Annotated in this window: 14 protein-coding genes; 7 read left to right on the forward strand and 7 right to left on the reverse strand. The window is 64.7% G+C overall.

The window, feature by feature from the left end; all coding sequences use genetic code 11:
* Positions 1 to 2 precede the first annotated feature (2 nt).
* From ACSYG9_RS15455 to ACSYG9_RS15485, 7 genes are all read left to right on the forward strand, one after another.
* Positions 3 to 1,079 carry an Mce family protein gene (locus ACSYG9_RS15455; protein ID WP_454839029.1) on the forward strand — a complete coding sequence of 359 codons (1,077 nt, stop codon included), beginning with the start codon at positions 3 to 5 and terminating at the stop codon, positions 1,077 to 1,079.
* Positions 1,076 to 2,089, forward strand: coding sequence for an MlaD family protein (locus ACSYG9_RS15460; RefSeq protein WP_454839031.1), 1,014 nt, complete (start codon positions 1,076 to 1,078; stop codon positions 2,087 to 2,089). Before ACSYG9_RS15455 ends, ACSYG9_RS15460 begins: the two co-directional genes overlap by 4 nt.
* Positions 2,074 to 3,096, forward strand: coding sequence for an MlaD family protein (locus ACSYG9_RS15465; RefSeq protein WP_454839033.1), 1,023 nt, complete (start codon positions 2,074 to 2,076; stop codon positions 3,094 to 3,096). Before ACSYG9_RS15460 ends, ACSYG9_RS15465 begins: the two co-directional genes overlap by 16 nt.
* A gap of 73 nt (positions 3,097 to 3,169) precedes the next feature.
* Positions 3,170 to 4,255 carry an MlaD family protein gene (locus ACSYG9_RS15470; protein ID WP_454839034.1) on the forward strand — a complete coding sequence of 362 codons (1,086 nt, stop codon included), beginning with the start codon at positions 3,170 to 3,172 and terminating at the stop codon, positions 4,253 to 4,255.
* Positions 4,252 to 5,244: an MlaD family protein gene (locus ACSYG9_RS15475; protein WP_454839036.1), complete on the forward strand. Its 993-nt coding sequence runs from the start codon at positions 4,252 to 4,254 to the stop codon at positions 5,242 to 5,244. The genes ACSYG9_RS15470 and ACSYG9_RS15475 overlap by 4 nt, the downstream gene beginning before the upstream one ends.
* Complete coding sequence (locus ACSYG9_RS15480; protein WP_454842965.1) at positions 5,244 to 6,200, forward strand: MlaD family protein; 957 nt, start codon at positions 5,244 to 5,246, stop codon at positions 6,198 to 6,200. The genes ACSYG9_RS15475 and ACSYG9_RS15480 overlap by 1 nt, the downstream gene beginning before the upstream one ends.
* 47 nt (positions 6,201 to 6,247) lie before the next feature.
* Positions 6,248 to 6,838, forward strand: a complete 591-nt coding sequence (locus ACSYG9_RS15485; RefSeq protein ID WP_454839037.1) for a hypothetical protein — start codon at positions 6,248 to 6,250, stop codon at positions 6,836 to 6,838.
* A 99-nt stretch (positions 6,839 to 6,937) separates the two neighbouring features.
* On the opposite strand, the gene ACSYG9_RS15490 is transcribed toward ACSYG9_RS15485, so the two are convergent.
* The 7 genes from ACSYG9_RS15490 to ACSYG9_RS15520 form a co-directional block, all read right to left on the reverse strand.
* Positions 6,938 to 8,131, reverse strand: coding sequence for an ABC transporter permease (locus tag ACSYG9_RS15490; RefSeq protein WP_454839039.1), 1,194 nt, complete (start codon positions 8,129 to 8,131; stop codon positions 6,938 to 6,940).
* Positions 8,128 to 9,018, reverse strand: coding sequence for an ATP-binding cassette domain-containing protein (locus tag ACSYG9_RS15495; protein WP_440123413.1), 891 nt, complete (start codon positions 9,016 to 9,018; stop codon positions 8,128 to 8,130). The genes ACSYG9_RS15490 and ACSYG9_RS15495 overlap by 4 nt, the downstream gene beginning before the upstream one ends.
* A gap of 4 nt (positions 9,019 to 9,022) precedes the next feature.
* Positions 9,023 to 9,553, reverse strand: a complete 531-nt coding sequence (locus tag ACSYG9_RS15500) for a hypothetical protein (protein WP_454839041.1) — start codon at positions 9,551 to 9,553, stop codon at positions 9,023 to 9,025.
* A 1-nt stretch (position 9,554) separates the two neighbouring features.
* Positions 9,555 to 9,827: a helix-turn-helix domain-containing protein gene (locus ACSYG9_RS15505; protein ID WP_440123415.1), complete on the reverse strand. Its 273-nt coding sequence runs from the start codon at positions 9,825 to 9,827 to the stop codon at positions 9,555 to 9,557.
* A gap of 135 nt (positions 9,828 to 9,962) precedes the next feature.
* Positions 9,963 to 10,670, reverse strand: a complete 708-nt coding sequence (locus ACSYG9_RS15510) for a hypothetical protein (protein ID WP_454839043.1) — start codon at positions 10,668 to 10,670, stop codon at positions 9,963 to 9,965.
* Positions 10,671 to 10,700: 30 nt separating this feature from the next.
* Positions 10,701 to 11,759: an alpha/beta hydrolase gene (locus ACSYG9_RS15515; RefSeq protein WP_454839045.1), complete on the reverse strand. Its 1,059-nt coding sequence runs from the start codon at positions 11,757 to 11,759 to the stop codon at positions 10,701 to 10,703.
* Positions 11,756 to 13,291 (reverse strand): flavin-containing monooxygenase, encoded by a 1,536-nt coding sequence (locus ACSYG9_RS15520; protein ID WP_454839046.1) that lies wholly within the window; start codon positions 13,289 to 13,291, stop codon positions 11,756 to 11,758. The genes ACSYG9_RS15515 and ACSYG9_RS15520 overlap by 4 nt, the downstream gene beginning before the upstream one ends.
* Positions 13,292 to 13,423 lie beyond the last annotated feature (132 nt).

Below are 13,423 nucleotides of genomic sequence, written 5' to 3' on the forward strand. Positions count from 1 at the left end.
CCATGTCGAGAAGCCAGGACTTCCTGCGCGGAACAGCCGCAGATCAGTCCCGGAGGCTGGCGACGACCGGTGCCGCAGCGATCGCGCTCCTGGGCGTGGCCGCCGTGGGAGCGGTGACGCTGTATCCGAAGATGACCGCCCCGAAGGGAATCGAGGTGGCGGTCGACGTCGCCTACGTCGGCCCCGGCGTGGCAGAGGGGACAAAGGTCGTGCTGCACGGACAATCCGTCGGCCTCGTGACCGCACTCGAACGTACCGAATCCGAGTCGGTCCAGATGACGCTGGTGCTCGACGAGGACCAGGTCTCCGGGCTCACCGACGAGTTCGAGCTGGATTTCCGGCCCGAAAACTACTTCGGGACCTCCGCGGTGAACATTCTCGCGAAGCCCGGCGGGTCGCCGCTGGAGTCGGGGATGCAACTTGCCCGCGAACCCGAAGGTGACTTCACGATGTCGACGATGATCGAACAGGGTTCGCTCACCATCGACGGCACCCTTACCGACACCATGATCACCTCGCTCGACAAGACCGTGCACTACCTCGACGGTATGACCGGCTGGATCGATACGGGCCTGTTGGTCGCGGATCGCGTTGCGGAGACACAGCAGGAGATTCCGACCACGCAGATCGCCTACTTCAACGACATACTCGAGGCGCTGCCCGGTTTCACCGACCAGACCATCGAATCGCTCATGAATATCTATGACAGCAACTACAACAGGCTTGCCGACGGGTCGATCGGAGTCGACGACGCCGTCTTCGACGAAGCCGATGCCGGCCTCACGTTGGCCGCCAACCAACTGTTCGGGCAGGCCGGCGCCCTGCTCGCTTCACACGGTGAGGAGGTCACGCCCCTCGTCACCTCGGTCGCCGTCGCATCCGATGTGTTTCCGCATCTCGTGAACGGCGGTATGACGCCCGAGGCGGGTCGGGACATTGTTCGCCGGCTCGACTCGGCGTTCGTCGACACGGCGGATGGGCAGCGTCTGCGGCTCCGCGTGCTGGTCGATGCACTTCCGGCCTTCACCTCCCCGCTCGGGCTCGGTGCGGCGTCTGCGCAGGACGGAGCCGGGCGATGACCACACGTGCAACCTATATCGCGACGATCATCAAACTGTTTGTCGCAGCAGTTGTCTCGGTGGTTCTCTTCGGGCTCGTCATCAATGCGATGCGGAGCCCGGTGGAGGGGACGACCCACACCTACACGGCGGAATTCACCGACGTGTCCGGACTCGGCGCTGCCGGCGACATTCGAACCCGCGGTGTCCGCATCGGCAAGGTCGAATCCATAGACCTGCACCGTCGGGACGGAAACACCATCGCCGAGGTGCGCTTCACGATGGAAGAACCGTACGAGCTGACCGACGGCACGACGCTGTCTGTCAAGTACCAGAACCTGACGGGCGTGCGCTACATCGACGCCGACTTCGGTGAGAAGACCGGTGCCCCGGTCGAGAGCCTCGGCCTCGCGAGCACGCGACCGTCGTTCGACATCACCGATCTGTTCAACGGATTGCAGCCTGTCCTCGCAACGATGAGCACCGAGGACATCAACCGCTTCAGTGAAAACGCGATCGCTCTGCTGCAGGGTGACGGCGGAGGGCTGAAGCCCATGATGGACGACGCGCAGAAGCTCGCCGACCTCGCGTCCGACCGCGAACAGGTCATCTCGACCCTGGCGGACAACCTGGCCCGGATCTCGGACGGTATGGGTGGCCGCTCCGATGGTGTCGTGGAATTCCTTCGCTCCGTGAGCTTTCCGATCGGCAAGGCGATGACGGTTCTGGACGAGTTCCCCAAGACGGCGTCCTACGGGCCGCAGTTCCTCACGCCCATCAAGCGACTGCTCGATTCCTACGGGCTCCAGCCCGGAGTCGACGTCGACGAGATGGTGACGTCGGCCTTCGCGTCGCTCGAAGAAGCGGCCGACGCCATCCGGCTTCTCCCGCCCGCCGTCGCAGGTCTCCAGCTCCCAGCGAGCGCCCCCACCGGGTCGGGCCCGGCATGTGCGAACGGCGTGGCGAAGCTGCCGGCCGATGTTCAGGTCCTTCTCAACGGGAGCGAGGTTCTCGTATGCAGCGCATCGTGAAGCCGGCGAAGAAACGCCGGTTCGGTAACGGACGTGTGGCGTCGTGGTTCGCCAACGACATGCGGATCGGCGCCGGCGTCGCGATTGTCGCCGTACTGGCACTCGTCGCAACTGCCGTCTTCTACCTGAATCCGCCCGGACGCAAATCGGTGGCGTTCGAGGCCACCGACGTCTCCGCCATCTCGGTCGGACAGGACGTGCGCGTCGCGGGCGTATCCGTGGGCAAGGTGTCGAACATGGAACTCGGCGACACCGCGGTCCGCGTCACGATGGAGATCGAGGACGACATGCTCGTCGGCACCGACTCGCGGGTCGAAGTCCGGATGCTGACCCCGGTCGGTGGCTACGCCGTCACGCTCGTCCCTCTGGGGGAGAACCCGGTGGACGACAAAGTGATTCCCGCGGGACAGGTTACGGTGCCGTACTCGATCGGCGACGTCCTGCAGGCCGCACCCACGGTCACCGACAACGTCGACGGGGCCGACATCGATGCCAACCTCGTGCAGGTCGCGGAGGCGTTGACGAAGAACCCCGGATCGGTCGAGTCCGTGATCTCCGGAATGAACGCGGTGGCCCGCGTCATGGACCACCAACGCACCCAGGTCCAGACCGTCGCGAACCTCGCATCGGAGTACCTGACCACCTTCAATGCGAGCCGCGAGATGGTTTTCGATCTGATCCGAGAGATCGACATCGTCTTCCAGACCTACGAGACCACACATGTCGGCTTCAACGAGGCCTACCGGCTTCTCGGCCACGTGCTCATGACCGTGTCGCCCTACGCGGAGTACTACCTGGACAACAGCGACCAGGTTGCCGCGGGGATCGGGCAGGTGAGGGGGATGATCGAGGAATTCAACGCGAACATGGGACCCTCGATCGACACCCTTGTCGCGACCCGGGCGCAGCTCGCGAACTGGCTGACACCGGAGGGTGTGGCCGCAGTCGGCGGCGGAACCCTCATGGCATCGGACATCTGCATCCCGGTCATGGGACGAACATGCTGATGGCGCCGGAGCCACCCACAGGAACTTGCAGTGCTGACATGAACGGCAGGCTGTTGTGAAGATAACGAAGAGGATGGCCATCATCGCGACAACCGTCGCTGCGATGGCGTGCACGTGCGGTGTCGGGGTCACGGCCGCGCAGTCGACCCATAGCGGTGCGCGGCCCGGAACCTTCTGCGCCGAGATGCCCGACGGCGTCGGCCTGTACCCCGGAAACCCCGTCACGCAGATGGGCTTTCCCGTCGGGAAGGTCGAGTCCGTCACGAACAAGGGCACTCACGTCGAGGTTGTGTTCGCCACCGACGGCGGGCGAGCCTTCCCCGCAGACGTCAAAGCGGTGACGCGCTCGAAGTCGATCCTCGCGGACCGCAGCCTCGAACTTGTCGGGAACTACGAGTCCGGGCCCACGCTCCAGCCGGCCTCCTGCATTCCCCTGTCCAACAGTCACACCCCCAAGACCATTTCCGAGGTGGTCGGGTCGGCGGCGGACTTCATCGAGGCCTTGGCACCCGAGGTCGGAGGCGACACCGTCGCGATGGCGGTGTCCGGCCTGAACGAGTCGTTGCGGGGGCAAGGTGAGAACGCCCGGACGATGATGCAGCACGCCTCCAACGCCATGGAGAGCCCGGACCGGTTCGTCGCCGACATCGGGGCGTCGATCGAGAACATGGCGCCGCTGACCGACGAGGCACTCGTTCAGTGGGCGGCGATCAAGCGCATCGTCGAGGTGATGCCCGACATCGTGGATGCCGGTATCGACCTGTGGCCGGGCACCATCGACGTCTGCGTCGGTATCGGCTGGGTCGTCGCACTTCTCGACGACATCCAGAACAACTACGGCGACGAGATCTGGCCGTTCGTGCATGGTCAGGCCACCGACGCCATCGCTCTCGCAGCCGGACGTGCCGGCGACATCGGCGGCCTGGTCTCCTCGGTGCCGGATCTGTCGGCGGCGGTGGACCAGCAGACCACGAAGGCCGGTGCACTGACCGCGGAGTTCACGGCACCCCAGGTCACGCTGAGCGATGCCGATGCGGAGAGGCTCTGCGCGCTGCTGGAAACGTTGAGCCCCGGCAGCTGTAAGGGCGCGGGGACGGGCACGAAGATCACACCCGAGGGCCTGATGGGCCTGATCGGATCGAACGGAGTGACGCGATGACGTCGACGGCGGTAGGGCGCAGGCTTCGAGCCGTCACCGCAGTGGCGCTGGTCTTCCTCGCATCGGCGTGTTCCCTGCGCCCCGAGGACCTACCGTCCGCGCGCGGCGGCATCGGGGACGGCTACGAAATCTCGATCGAGTTCGCGAGTGTGATGAATCTTCCCGCCGGTGCCGACGTGATCATGGACGGTGTCCGTGTCGGCGAGGTCCGTGATGTCGACGTGCTCGACGACAGTGTGGCGGTTCTGGCGGGAATACGCTCCGACACACGAGTTCCCGCGAGCGTCCGGGCGATCGTCCGTCAGAACACGCTTCTCGGCGACACGTATGTCGCACTTCTGCGCGACCCCGCAGGCAAAGCGGGGGAGTATCTCCCGGAAGGAGCGACCGTCCCGAAGAAACGCACCACGTCGCCGCCGCAGCTCGAGGACACGATGGCGGTGCTCGCCACGTTCGTGAACGGCGGCAGCATCCGCCGCATCGAGGACGTCATGGCTCGCGTCAACACCGTGATGCCGGAGGTTCCCGACATCGAGCGACTCGCCACGGTCGTCTCCGTCGACCTCAACGATCTCGGCGGGCGCACCGCCGAGATCGACCGCATGCTCGACGGATTGAACGAAACCGCAGTCACCTTGAACGAGAACACGGATTCACTCGCGACGATCTTCGATCCGTCCACGGTGCACTACTGGCGACGGCTCGCCGTCGACGTGGTCTCGCACATCGGGCAGATCCTTCCCTCCGTCGGCAGCCTGTACGAGGGTGGACTCTGGCTGATCCCGATGTTCGAATCGCTCGCCGACACCACCGACATCTCCCGAGGTGCCCCCTCTGCCGTCGGTGAACTGTCCGAATTCCTCCGGACCACGTTGATTCCGTTCGCACAGAATCCCTCCGTCGACATCGTGTCCGTCGAGTCGGCCGACGGAGATCAACTCGTCTCCGACGCCGAGAACATCCTGCGAATGCTGGGAGCTGTGAAGTGATGCGGAAAACTGCGCTTTCGGTCACCGGCATGGTGGTGATCGCCGTACTGTCCTTCGTCTACATGAGTCAATCCGGACTCCGGACCGGGTTCATGGAAGACGTGTACACCGCGCGCGTCGAGGTGCCCGACACCAACGGACTGGTCGAAGGGTCGCGGGTACTGTTGAGGGGCATCGCCATCGGCGAGGTCACCGACATCACTGCGTCGGCCGACGGCATCGACGTGGCGTGGAAGTACAACCGCGACCAGCCGATCGCCGTCGACAGCACGATCCGGCTCGACAACCTGTCGGCGCTGGGCGAACCGTTCCTCGCGGTGTGGCCCCACACCGCGTCCGGTCCGTTTCTCGAAGATCATGCGGTCGTCTCACCGGAGCAGGTGGTAGTGCCGACCACGTTCGAGGAACTGTCCGAACGCCTGACGGGATTGCTCACGCAGGTCGAACCGGAAGGCGTCCGCGACATCTTCCGCACGCTGGACGTTGCACTTCCCGACGATCCACGAGTACACGGAAATCTCACGAGAGCGGGCGAACTCATGGCCGCGACCCTCACCCAGAACTCGGATCAGTTCACGACGTTGCTCCGCACGGTCCAGCCGCTGCTGCTCGACAGCGAATCCATCCCCGAAGGACTACGGGGCACTGTCCCGCGCGTCGCCGAATTCGGAAGCGGCTTCACGGATCTGCTTGCCGGCATCCGTTTCGCCTCCGACAAGGGTCCGCTCAACGCCGGCATCAAGTACGGCGCGAGCCCGTTCATCGGTGAACTCCAGAAGTTCCTCGACGCAACAGCGGGAGACCTCGAGATCATCGGTGTGAACCTGTTGCCGGCGATGTCGGAAGCGGCCAACAGTATTCGTGCGATGGACATCGGCACCCTGATGAACAACATCCTCACCTCCACCGAATCCGGCGACGCTGTCACCGTGAAAGTGGAGGCCCCCGGCAACTGACCATCTCCCGCACACAGCCACCGCGATCTACGACGACGAGGACCACCATGGACACGACAACCACCCACGACAACCCACCCGCCCCATTGCGTGAGGTCGGCGATACGAAAAGGCAGCGGTGGGCACCGCCGCGGACCGTGGTTGCGGCCGTCGGGGTAGTGCTCGTCGCCGCACTTGTGGTCGTCGGCTGGCTCTGGTCCGACGCGCGCAGTGAACGCGATGCGTTGCTCGCAGACGCCGCGGGGCGTGCACAGGCCGAGCAGGTTGCGCTGGACTACGCCGTCGGCGCCGCCGAGATGGACTTCCGGGATCTCGACGCGTGGCGGGGCCGGCTCGTCGAGGGCACCACACCCGAACTGACGGACCGCCTGTCCAAGGCTGCGACGTCGATGGAACAGATCATCGTCCCGCTGCAGTGGGCATCGACGGCTGAACCGATCACCGCCAAGGCCGAGACCGGACCCGACGGCACCTACACCGTCGACTGCTTCGTGAGCGTGCGCACCACCAACGCGCAGGCCCCCGAGGGTATCCAGTCGACAGCGACCTACCGGCTCAGCATGGACAGTGACAACGACTGGGCGATCACCGAGATCAGCGGCATCGGCGCCGACGCATTGCCGGAGGGAACACGCTGACCACTCGCAACCGATACGTCGGATTCCGCTTCGGAGACACGAGACGGGCTCGATGCCTCCGGAGCGGAAATTCGGTGTCGGTTCACTCGGATCCAGGCTTCAGCGACCCAGCGCTTCCTTCCAGGTCACCGTGCGACCGATGCGCAGGATCGAGCGCTGGTAGATCTTCGCGGCAACCATGGCGAGGGCAGCGGTGACGACAATCATCAGCACAATCGTCCCCACGATCTGGAACGGCGACGCGACACCCGCTGCGATCCGCAGCGGCATGAGGACCGCGGAGAACGGCGGGATCCAGCTGAGCACCGTGCTCCACGTGGCCTCGGGGTTGTCGATCGACGAGAACGCGGCGAAGAACATGGCGAGGATGACGAACATCAGCGGTCCTGAGGTGGCGTTGACATCCTCCTGACGCGACACCATCGATCCGGCCGCGGCGTAGAGCACCGCGAAGAACGCGAATCCGAGGACGAACCAGCCGAGCGTGCTGGCGAACACGCTGATCGCGGTACCGGTGATGGTGAGGGTGTCGGTGGCCAGTGCGGCACCGACGCCCACTGCTCCGTAGGCCGTGAGCTGAAGCAGGCCGACAGCACCGATGCCGAAGATCTTGCCCCACAACAGCTGCAGCGGACGCAGCGTCGACAGCAGCAGCTCGACCACGCGCGACGACTTCTCCTCGACGACGCCCATCGCGACGTACATACCGAACATCAGGATCTGCATGTAGAGCAGGATCACGGCGATGACCGCCAGGATCATGCGTTCGCCTTGTTCTGGGTCCGGCGGATCGATGGCCTCGATCGTGACGGTGGCCGCCGCGGTGGCAGCTGCGATATCCGCCGGGTCGACGCCCTGGCTGGTCAGTGCAGCGGACTGTGCTTCCTGCGCAACAGCAGCATCGATCAGGGTCTTCAACGTGGAGTCGATGTCGGATTCGGTGAGGGCGACGACGCTGCCGTCGTCGCCGGGAATCAGGGCGACTTCGAGCTCACCTGCGGCGATTTGGGTGCGTCCGGCGTCGGCGTCCGGAAGTTCGGAGATCTCGAGCGGTGATCCGGTGGCGTCGCCGAGCGCGCCGAGGGTTGTGCTCAGGCTCGGCGTTCCGACGATGCCGACGGTGGGCCGCTCCTCGTCACCCCCACCGAAGACGGACATGGCAACGATGCCCGCGACGATCGCGACCAGGATGATCGCGTTGCTGATGAGGAAGCTCTTCTTCTGAACTTGAGTCTGGAACTCGCGACCGGCGACGAGGCCGATGGCGCGCGTGGTGGACAACGGGGCGCTCATGCGGCGACCACCTCTCGGAACAGATCGGTCAGGGACGGCTGGTGCAGGGAGAACTCGTGGACGGGACCTGTTTCGAGGGCGGTTTTGAGGATCTGCTGGTCGTCGACACCGGGCGAGACCGACAGGACGGTCCGATCACCCGAGTGCTCGACGGTCGTGACGCCCGGGAGCCCGTTCGCCCATCCGGTCGGGGCTTGAGGAGCGTGCACCACGAGGCGCGACTCTCCACCGGAGCGAAGTTCGTCCACGGTACCCACGGCGCGCATCTGCCCCTTGGAAATGATGCCGACGCGCTGGCACAGACGTTGCACGAGATCGAGTTGGTGGCTCGAGAAGATGACGGGGACACCCTCATTCGCTTTCTCCACCAGCACGTCGCTCATGACGTCCACGGCGACGGGGTCGAGTCCGGAGAACGGCTCGTCCAGGACGAGAACCTTCGGATCGTGGACGAGGGCGGCGGCAAGCTGGACCCGCTGCTGGTTGCCGAGCGAGAGCGAATCGACCGTGTCGCCGAGGCGCTCAGCGATTCCCAGTCGCTTCGTCCAGCGCTGCACCGCGTCGGATGCTTCGGGCTTCGACAGACCGTGGAGTTGAGCGAGGTAGGAAAGTTGTTTCCCCACTTTCATCTTCGGGTACAGACCACGCTCTTCCGGCATATACCCGATGGTGCGGCGCACGTCGAGGTCGACGGGGTTGCCGTCGAGCCTGACTTCGCCGGAGTCGGCGGCGAGCACTCCGAGGATGATGCGCATGGTGGTGGTCTTGCCTGCGCCGTTGCTGCCGACGAAGCCGAACAGTTCGCCGGGGTGGACGTCGAAGCTCGCGCCGTCCAGAGCGACCGTGCTGCCGTAGCGTTTCGAGAGATTGTCGATTGTGAGTGTCACGTTTTCAGTCCTCAGGGTCGTCGTCGGGGCGGTTCCAGGCGAGCAGGACGGCGGGTAGGCATCCGCTGAACAGTATCGATGCGAGCGCGAATCCACCTGCCGAGTAAGCGAGTTGCTGATGGTCGAGCGAATCGAATGCGGTTCCGAAGAGGAGCGCGAAAATCGGTAGCAGAAGCAATGATTGGGCTACCGAAAGCCCGATCGAGCGTGCGCTGTTGCGCTCGGCGATCTCGCGTTCGTCGAGCGCGTGTCGTGGCGCGTCCGATTGCCGTCCCGATACGATCTGCAGGCACGTCCACGTCGGAAGGAACACGAGGGCGACGGGGATCCAGAAGATCGCGACCGTCATCGTGAAGTACGACGCCACGGAGATTGCGAACATTGCTGCGATCAGTGCGACGACTGCGCGGGCGAGTAGTCGCCGCCGCTGCTGGTTACGCCAACCCGTCAACCACCCCGCGGTCAGTTCCTCGTTGCGCAGGAACTTTCGGGTTCGGTAGTCCTCGTACCGCTCGAGCAACGTTTCGGTGGACATCTCAGGCCTCCTTCCGAGGCTTGTAGAGCTCGGTCGACAAGGGCGTGAACTCCTTGCGGGAGAAGACGGCTTCCACCGGTAGGGAGAACACATCGCAGATGCGAAACGCGAGGTCCAGACTCGGATAGTGGTTGCCGCGTTCGAGCGCGCCCACTGTTTGCGGGTTCACGTCGATGAGCTCGGCAAGCTGCGCGCGGCTCATGCCACGCTCCGCGCGCAGTACGCGGATGCGGTTGTAGATGGGGAGCGTTTCCCCACGTCGTACCGGACTCATGGAACAAAGTGTTGTAAAAACACAACGATTTGTCAATGTCGTCAGGCGAATGGGTCGCTCTGGCCACTCACGGTCCTGCGTACATCGGGGCGCAGCTGTGCGATGCACCCCCTGACAACCGAACCCACCGGATCACTACAGGGAATCCGACACGGCAGCCGGGGAGTCGGCGTCGTCGGCGGGCGTGATGCGCTGGTTGTGCTGCTCCAGCACACGGTATCCGTAGTAGTACGTCACGAGCATAAGAGCCCAGACGGCCATCGCGATGCTGTAGAACAGGGTGCGGTCGGCGTCATCGCCGGGAATTCGGACGATGTCGTATGAGACCGCGATGATCGCGCCGAGAAGGGTTGCGAACGACACCCATGCGGCGTGGTTGCGCGCACCGATTCGCCAGAGCCGGATGGCGACGTAGAGCATGAACACCGCGACCGCGAGGTTCGCGATGGTGTAGAAGACCGTCCATCCGGTGCTGACAGGCCGCACGTCGAGGGCGCGGTTCAACCCGACGACGGTGGCGAGGGTGATCGCGACGGCTTCGACGATCCAGTTCGGACGGTAGCGGTGCGTGATGGTGAGCATGCCGAGGATGAAGATCAGCGTCATGCCGAACGACCGCGAGAACGCGTCGAAGAACACCATGAGGTGGTAGCTGAAACTGTCGTGTGAGACGCCGGTGCCTGCCAGGAACAACACGTTGGTCCCGGACAAGGCGATCACCAGCCACTCGAAGCCGAGCAGGAAGTTGTGATGCCGACGGAGAAATCTGACGCCGTAGACGTACCCGGTCACGAGCATGGCGACGTTCGCAATCAAGATCAATATCATGTGGATCATGTCCATGAAAGGGTCCTTCGAGGGAGATGCGGCGTACTACCGAAGCGCGTCGGCGATGGCGTCCGAGACGCGGTCGACGGCGTCGCGCGCTGCCCTGCTGATCCGCGTCAGCGAGATGTAGCCGTGCACGAGGCCGCTTTCGCGCATCAGTCGCGTCGGTACGCCGGCGTCGGCGAGACGGTGGGCGTAGGCGATCGCTTCGTCGCGAAGGGGATCGAACCCGGCGACGGTGATCAGCGTGGCGGGTGCCCCGGACAGGTCGTCGGCGTGGAGGGGTGACACGCGCGGGTCGGTCCCGGGGTGGCCGTCGGGCAGATACAGCCCCGCCAGCCAATCGATCTGCTTGGCCGAGAGGGCGGGATTGTCCGCGAACTCCGAGCGTGACGAGCTCGTGCTGATGGCGTCGAGCACCGGATACATCAGCACCTGCATCAGTGGGCGGAGCGGTTCGCCGCAAAGGTCGTTCGCGAGCACCGCGCAGAGATTGGCCCCGGCGCTATCGCCGAGCAGCACGATCCGTTCGGGGTCGACATCCCACTCGGCGGCGTGATCGACCGCGAACCGCCATGCTTCGAGCGCGTCGTCGACGGGTCCGGGGAACTGTGCTTCCGGCGCGAGTCGATACTCGATCGACAGCACTGCGACGCCGGCGCGGTCTGCGATCAAGCGGACCGGCGGGTCGTACCCAGCCCGGCTGCCGAGCACGAATCCGCCGCCGTGAAGGAACACGACCAACCCGGCCGACCGTGCGGCCGGACGATACAGACTCGCCCGGATCCCGCTGGGCAACGCGAGGTCGTCGACGTCGATCGCGGGGGCGTCATCGGCGAAGACTCGGCAGTCGTTGTCCATTGACGTCCGTGCCTGCGCGACCGTGCCGTCGCTGAAGTCGGGGCCGGATGCGCCGGCGCGCATGAGAATCGTGATCTCGGGGGCCATGACGTCGCCATCGGTATTGACGACATCGGCCACCACGCTGCGGATGATCCGCTCCGGCACACGGCCGAGGGCGGTGAACGCCGCGCGCTGAATCCGCTCCGACGGGGTGAGCGGGGCGGAGGCTTCGGCGGTCGAGCGCCGGTCGATGATCGTCATTGCCGTGCTCCTTCCGGTGCCGTCGGGGCGCTCCGGAGTTCACGCTCGAGCCTCGAACTGAACGCAAGGACGTCGGTGATGACAGGACCGCGGAACATCTTCCGGTCCTCGAGGAAGACGCTCTTCATCTGCCACGGCATCTCATCGCCCTGGCGGGGCAGCGTGTGCTTGGCGCGAAGCATGTAGCCGGCATCCAGGTCGATGATCGGGCGGGTGCCGGTGCCCTCGGGGGCGTGGGCGACGGCGGTGTCGTAGCCGTGGGTGTCCATGTGGCGGAGCAGCTCGATGAAGCTCTTGCCGAGCAGGCCGATCTTCAGGGTCCACGACGACTTGGTGTAGCCGATCGCCATCACCCAGTTCGGGACGCCCGAGAGCATCATTCCGCGGTAGACGACGGAGGAAGGCAGATCGACCGGACGCCCGTCGATCGTGAGGTCGATCCCGCCGAACAGACGCATGTTGAGTCCGGTGGCGGTGACGATCAGGTCGGCCTCGAGCTTCTCACCGGACTCGAGCTCGATGCCGTCCTCGGTGAAGCGGGCGATCCGATCGGTGACGACGGATGCATTCCCCTTCCGGATGGACGCGAAGAAGTCGCCGTCGGGGGCCAGGCAGAGCCGCTGGTTCCACGGGTCGTAGGGCGGATTGAAGTGAGTGTCGACGTCGAACCCGGTCGGCAACTGCTTCTTGTTGAGGTATCGAATCATTCGGCGGGACGCTTGCGGGAACGCGGTGAGCATCTTGACCACGGCCCAGTCGCTCCACACGTTCTTCCAGCGGGTCGCGAGGTAACCCCCGCGTTCACCGAGCAGCTTGGTGAGTTCGAGGCTGAGACCGTCGATCCTCGGCATCGTCATGATGTAGGTCGGCGTCCGCTGAAGCATCGTGACATGTGCGGCTGCTTCTTCGCCCTGGAGCATCGAGGGGATCAGGGTGATAGCGGTGGCACCGCTGCCGATCACGACGACCTTCTTGCCGGAGTAGTCGTAGTCCTCGGGCCAGTGCTGGGGATGGATGATGTCGCCTTCGAAGTCATCGCGACCGTCGAACTCGGGGGTGAAGCCCTCGTCGTACCGGAAGTAGCCCGTAGCCCCGAAGACCCAGTCGGCCTTGATGATCTCGTGGCGGACGGTGCCGTCGGCATCGGTGACGTCCACCGACAGCACCCACTCGGCATCGTCGCTCGACCACGCTGCGGAGGTGACCTGATTGCGATGGCGGATGAGCTTGTCGAGGCCGTACTCGTCGACGGTCTCTTGAAGGTAGTCGCGGATCAGCGGGGCATCGGCGATCGCGGTCTCGTGCCGCCAGCACTTGAACTCGTAGGCGAAGGTGTGCAGATCAGAGTCGGAGCGAATGCCGGGATACCGGAACAGGTCCCACGTTCCGCCGATGGTATCGCGCCCTTCGAGGAGGACCACCTTCTTCTTCGGGAACTCCTGCGTGATGTACACCGCTGCGCCGATGCCCGAGATGCCGCCGCCGATGATGACGACGTCGAAGTGCTCCGGCTGCGCTGCTGACCTGCTCATCGTCTCTGACTCCGCTCTTGGGTATGTTTACGACTTCGAGATGCCCCTCAGCGTGCCGAAGTCGGTGTAACCCACGCCACATCGAATCTCAGCGTCTTGTTGTCGGCAGGTGTGGAAATCTCACACACTTCG

Source organism: Rhodococcus sp. SJ-2 (assembly GCF_053750035.1).

Bases quoted from the DNA above. Each gene is read 5' to 3' on its own strand.
- ACSYG9_RS15455 (WP_454839029.1), top strand. From the start codon at position 3: ATGTCGAGAAGCCAGGACTTCCTGCGCGGAACAGCCGCAGATCAGTCC.
- ACSYG9_RS15460 (WP_454839031.1), top strand. From the start codon at position 1,076: ATGACCACACGTGCAACCTATATCGCGACGATCATCAAACTGTTTGTC.
- ACSYG9_RS15465 (WP_454839033.1), top strand. From the start codon at position 2,074: ATGCAGCGCATCGTGAAGCCGGCGAAGAAACGCCGGTTCGGTAACGGA.
- ACSYG9_RS15470 (WP_454839034.1), top strand. From the start codon at position 3,170: ATGGCCATCATCGCGACAACCGTCGCTGCGATGGCGTGCACGTGCGGT.
- ACSYG9_RS15475 (WP_454839036.1), top strand. From the start codon at position 4,252: ATGACGTCGACGGCGGTAGGGCGCAGGCTTCGAGCCGTCACCGCAGTG.
- ACSYG9_RS15480 (WP_454842965.1), top strand. From the start codon at position 5,244: ATGCGGAAAACTGCGCTTTCGGTCACCGGCATGGTGGTGATCGCCGTA.
- ACSYG9_RS15485 (WP_454839037.1), top strand. From the start codon at position 6,248: ATGGACACGACAACCACCCACGACAACCCACCCGCCCCATTGCGTGAG.
- ACSYG9_RS15490 (WP_454839039.1), bottom strand. From the start codon at position 8,131: ATGAGCGCCCCGTTGTCCACCACGCGCGCCATCGGCCTCGTCGCCGGT.
- ACSYG9_RS15500 (WP_454839041.1), bottom strand. From the start codon at position 9,553: ATGTCCACCGAAACGTTGCTCGAGCGGTACGAGGACTACCGAACCCGA.
- ACSYG9_RS15505 (WP_440123415.1), bottom strand. From the start codon at position 9,827: ATGAGTCCGGTACGACGTGGGGAAACGCTCCCCATCTACAACCGCATC.
- ACSYG9_RS15510 (WP_454839043.1), bottom strand. From the start codon at position 10,670: ATGGACATGATCCACATGATATTGATCTTGATTGCGAACGTCGCCATG.
- ACSYG9_RS15515 (WP_454839045.1), bottom strand. From the start codon at position 11,759: ATGACGATCATCGACCGGCGCTCGACCGCCGAAGCCTCCGCCCCGCTC.
- ACSYG9_RS15520 (WP_454839046.1), bottom strand. From the start codon at position 13,291: ATGAGCAGGTCAGCAGCGCAGCCGGAGCACTTCGACGTCGTCATCATC.